This window comes from Streptomyces anatolicus (genome assembly GCF_019400875.1).
Lineage (GTDB): Bacteria > Actinomycetota > Actinomycetes > Streptomycetales > Streptomycetaceae > Streptomyces > Streptomyces anatolicus.
The window spans coordinates 1-3,734 of record NZ_WMBF01000562.1; the positions used below are offsets into that span (position 1 = coordinate 1).

The window sequence follows — 3,734 nt, forward strand, 5'->3', positions numbered from 1 at the left end:
GTGTACGACGCCTCGACCCCGGCCGAGTTCACCGCCGCCCCCCTCTTCACCGCGGCCCCGCTGATCGCCGCGCCCTTCTACTCCCTCCTGAACACCGCCCTCACCGGCGCCGCGTCCTGCCTCTGCGTCCTCGTACTGCACTACGGCAACGCCACCACCAGCCATGTCGAGGCCGTCACCGAACTGGTGACCGTGGGGACGGTCGCCGCCCTCGCCGGCGTCATCAACCGCGTCGTCCGCCGCGGCAACGTCCGCCTCGCCACCGCCCGCTCCATCGCCGAGGCCACCCAGCGCGCCGTGCTGCCGCAGCCGGACCCCCGGATCGGCGGGCTCGACATCGCGGCGCGGTACGAGGCCGCGCAGGCCGACGCGTTCATCGGCGGCGATCTGTACGCCGTACAGGACACCCCGCACGGCGTACGCCTCGTCGTCGGCGATGTGCGGGGCAAGGGCATGGGCGCGGTCGCGGCGGTCGCCGTCGTCATCGGCGCGTTCCGGGAGGCCGCCGAGCAGGAGACCACCCTGGAGGCCGTGGCGCAGCGCCTGGAGCGGGCGCTCGCGCGCGAGGGCACCCGCCGGGACGGGCTCGACGCCTTCGAGGGGTTCACCACCGCCGTCCTCGCGGAGATCCCGCACGGCGAAGGCCTCGTACGCCTGGTCAACCGGGGTCACCCGGCGCCCCTGCTGCTGCGCGGCGACGGACGGTTGTGCGTGCTCTCCGCGAGCGAGGCCGCGCTGCCGCTCGGCATGGGCGAGCTGGGGTTCTGGCCGGACCGGGCGGACGAGTCGGACTTCCCGCCCGGCGCGATGCTGCTCTTCTATACGGACGGGCTCTCGGAGGCGCGGGACGCGGCGGGGGAGTTCTACGATCCCGCGACCCGGCTCGGCGGGCGGATCTTCCCGGGGCGCGAGGGGCCGCACGCGCTGATCGCCGCGCTCGCACAGGAGGTGCGGCGGCATACCGGTGGCGCGGCGACGGACGACATGGCGCTGCTCGCGGTGCGGCGGCCGGCGACCGGGGACGCGGAGGTAACCGTGCGTGACTGAAGTGCGCCCCTGTGCGCGCCAATTGACGTCGCGTCAAGGGAATGTGGAGTTCCGGTGGTGGGCGGGCAGGGGGTGAGAGTGCGGGCTGAGGGGGCACTTGTAAGGGTTGATGAGGGGCGAGTGGGGGCTGATGAGCAGTCAACTCGCCCCGTTTCGGGGCGCTATGTTCCAGTACGTACTGGCCGGTAGCGTTAACGATCAATCGGAACAGCTTGGAATACGGACCCGCTGTCTATTAACGTTCGATAACGCAGCGCGGTCGTCCCAGCCGTCACTAGAGGCGGCTCCGTGCGCACACGCCTAATCCCGCAAGGGAGCCGGGGAACCACTAACTTGGGGTGAATCGGGCATCCGGGCCTCCGTGCCAGATGTTCGTAGGAGACCTTCCTGCTCCGAACCCGTCAGCTAACCCGGTAGGCGAGAAGGAAGGAAAGGAGCGCGCCCCAGTGGCGTCCAACCGGCCTGCCCCCCAAGGCTTGTACGTACCGAACGACGACGAGTTCGGCGGGTACGACGAACAGACCTGGGAGGAATGGAATCCCACCGCGGAGTCCGTTCGTCCCGTCCGCGGCAGGCACCGTGTGCACAAGAAGGGCGGCGGCGGGCTCGCCCGCAGCTCCACCGTGCTGGGCGTCGGCGTCATCGCCGCCGTCGGCGCGGGCGGCATCGCCACCGCGCAGGACGGCAAGCCGCCGGTCTCCATATCCATGCCCGACCTGGGCGCCGTCTCGGACTCGCTGCCGGAGGCCTCGTCCCTGCCCGGCGTGGGCTCCCTGATATCCGAAGACGCGTCGGGCGCCGCGGGCTCCGACGCCGCCCCCGCCGCGGCCCCGCTCACCACCGCCGGCATGACCACCGCCGACGCCGGTCAGGGCAGCGCAGGCGCGGGCGAGGCCCTGCGCGCCCGCATCATGCAGCAGGCCGAGAGCCAGCAGGACCAGGCGGACGACGCGGTGCGGACCGCGGCCGAGGAGGCCGCCGTCAAGAAGGCCGCCGAGGAGGCCGCCGCCCAGCAGAAGGCGGCCGAGCGCGACGCCGACGCCAAGGCCGCCGCCAAGAAGAAGAAGGCGGAGGAGGCCCGCAAGGCCAAGGCCCTTGCCGAGCGCCGTGCCAAGCTCGCGCGGAGCTATGCCCTCCCCACCTCCTCGTACACCCTGACCTCGCACTTCGGTGACTCGGGCTCGATGTGGTCCTCCGGTCAGCACACCGGTCTCGACTTCGCCGCGCCGACGGGTACCCCGCTCAAGGCCGTGCACACCGGCACCGTCAAGGAGGCCGGGTGGGCGGGCGCGTACGGCTACCGCACAGTGCTCGAACTGCCCGACGGCACCGAGGTCTGGTACTGCCACCAGTCCTCGCTCAACGTCAGCGTCGGGCAGAAGGTCAGCACGGGCGACGTCATCGGCCGCGTCGGCGCGACCGGCAACGTCACCGGGCCGCACCTCCACCTGGAGGTCCGCACCTCGGGCGGCTCCACCATCGACCCGCTGGCCTGGCTGCGGAGCAAGGGCCTCAATCCCTGAGGGGGCCTTCGGGGTGCCCCCTCGGGGTGCCCCCTGGGGGTGGGCCCTGAGGCGTCCCGGACTTGACGCTTCCTTGGGGAAGCCTTCGGAATTCGGTTTCCGGCAAGGTGGTTGAGGAACGTATGACTCCTCTTCGTACCCTTGGCGCATCCGACCTCGAAGTCTTCCCGCTCTCCCTCGGCGGCAACGTCTTCGGCTGGACCGCCGACCGGACCGCGTCCTTCGCCGTCCTCGACGCCTACACCGCGGCGGGCGGCAACTTCATCGACACCGCCGACGCCTACACGCACTGGGTGGACGGCAACAAGGGCGGCGAGTCCGAGACCCTTATCGGCGAGTGGCTGGCCGAGCGCGGCAACCGCTCCGATGTCGTCGTCGCCACCAAGGTCGGCGCCCTCCCCGAGTACAAGGGGCTCGCCGCCGACACCATCAAGAGCGGCGCCGACGCGTCCCTGCGCCGCCTGAACACCGACTACATCGACCTCTACTACACCCACTACGACGACCCGTCGGTGCCGGTGGAGGAGATCATCGGAGCCCTCGACGAGCTGGTCAGGGCGGGCAAGGTGCGCGCGATCGCCGCCTCGAACATCACGCCCGAGCGGCTTCAGGAGTCCCTCGACTTCTCCGACCGCGAAGGCCTCGCGCGCTACGTCGCGCTCCAGCCGCACTACAACCTCGTCTCCCGCGACACCTACGAGGGCCCGCTCCAGGAGGTCGCCTCCCGCTCCGGCCTCGCGGCCGTCCCCTACTTCGCGCTCGCGTCCGGCTTCCTCACCGGCAAGTACCGCCCCGGCGCCCAGGTCGAGAGCGCGCGCAGCGGACGGGTCCAGGAGTACGTGGGCAGCGAGCGCGGCGACCGCGTGCTGACCGCGCTCGACGAGATCGCGGCCGCGCGCGAGGTCCAGGTCGCGACCGTGGCGCTCGCCTGGCTCGCGGCACAGCCCACCGTGGCGGCGCCGATCGCCTCCGCGCGCACGGTCGAACAGCTGCCGGCGCTGCTCGCGGTGGCGGACGTGGAGCTGACGGAGACGGAGCTGGCGTCGCTCACGGCGGCTTCCGCCTAGGGGCGGGCCTAGGAGCGGTAGGGGTTGTGTGTCGGGTGGCCGTACGCCGGGTAGGGCTGCGGCTGCCCGTAGGGGGCGGGGCCGTAGGGGGCTTGGG

At 71.9% G+C, this 3,734-nt stretch carries 3 protein-coding genes and 1 riboswitch; all 3 genes read left to right on the top strand.

Features of this window, described 5'->3' with window-relative positions; all coding sequences use genetic code 11:
• A partial coding sequence (locus tag GKQ77_RS29525) for a PP2C family protein-serine/threonine phosphatase (protein ID WP_258022185.1) occupies positions 1-1,047 on the top strand: 1,047 nt, incomplete at its 5' end.
• 287 nt (positions 1,048-1,334) lie between these two features.
• A riboswitch (cyclic di-AMP (ydaO/yuaA leader) is annotated at positions 1,335-1,482 on the top strand.
• Positions 1,483-1,493: 11 nt separating this feature from the next.
• The gene (locus GKQ77_RS29530; RefSeq protein ID WP_219692178.1) at positions 1,494-2,570 is read left to right on the top strand and encodes a M23 family metallopeptidase; all 1,077 of its coding nucleotides are present in this window, start codon (positions 1,494-1,496) and stop codon (positions 2,568-2,570) included.
• 122 nt (positions 2,571-2,692) lie between these two features.
• Complete coding sequence (locus tag GKQ77_RS29535) at positions 2,693-3,637, top strand: aldo/keto reductase (RefSeq protein ID WP_219692179.1); 945 nt, start codon at positions 2,693-2,695, stop codon at positions 3,635-3,637.
• The last annotated feature ends 97 nt before the right edge of the window (positions 3,638-3,734 follow it).

Coding starts and splice junctions, on each gene's coding strand:
- GKQ77_RS29535 (WP_219692179.1), top strand. CDS start 2,693: ATGACTCCTCTTCGTACCCTTGGCGCATCCGACCTCGAAGTCTTCCCG.